A 461-nucleotide genomic window follows, 5' to 3' on the forward strand; every position below is an offset into this window, starting at 1 on the left:
ACCTTCGGCCCACCCGAGGACGACCCGGAGGAGCGCCGCTACCTCGCCGAGGCGGTCGCCGGGCTCCACGAGACGTATCCGGACGTGCACGTGCAGACGGTCGTCGGGCGGGGCGACCCGGCCGCCGGGATCCTCGACGCCGGGCGGCGGATGAACCTGATCGTGCTCGGCGCCCACGAGGGCCGGTCGCTGGCGGACCTGCTGCTGGGCTCGGTCGTCTCGCCGGTCGTCGAGCAGGCGGACTGCCCGGTGGCCGTCGTGCCGCCGGTGGGCGGCTGAGCCGAGCGCACCTGGCGGCCGAAACCCTCAGCCGGCCGCCCGCTCCATGCCGGCCTCGTAGCTGCCGTACCGCGCCGCGCCGTTGAGCGCCGCGCGCTCGAGCAGCACCGCCTGCGCGGCCGCGACGTTCGCCTCGTCGCCCCGCCACGTCCGCAGCACCGGCGCCTGCAGGGCACGGCCGT

At 77.2% G+C, this 461-nt stretch carries 2 protein-coding genes; one reads left to right on the forward strand and one right to left on the reverse strand.

The genetic code is table 11. The annotated features are described in order from the left end of the window. A partial coding sequence (locus tag Q0L15_RS14620; protein WP_296605185.1) for a universal stress protein occupies positions 1 to 279 on the forward strand: 279 nt, incomplete at its 5' end. 27 nt (positions 280 to 306) lie between these two features. Here the strand turns inward: Q0L15_RS14620 and Q0L15_RS14625 are convergent. Beyond that, positions 307 to 438 carry a class I fructose-bisphosphate aldolase gene (locus Q0L15_RS14625; RefSeq protein WP_296605190.1) on the reverse strand — a complete coding sequence of 44 codons (132 nt, stop codon included), beginning with the start codon at positions 436 to 438 and terminating at the stop codon, positions 307 to 309. Between the last annotated feature and the right edge of the window lie 23 nt (positions 439 to 461).

The organism is Nocardioides sp., assembly GCF_024509035.1.
Classification (GTDB): Bacteria; Actinomycetota; Actinomycetes; order Propionibacteriales; family Nocardioidaceae; genus Nocardioides.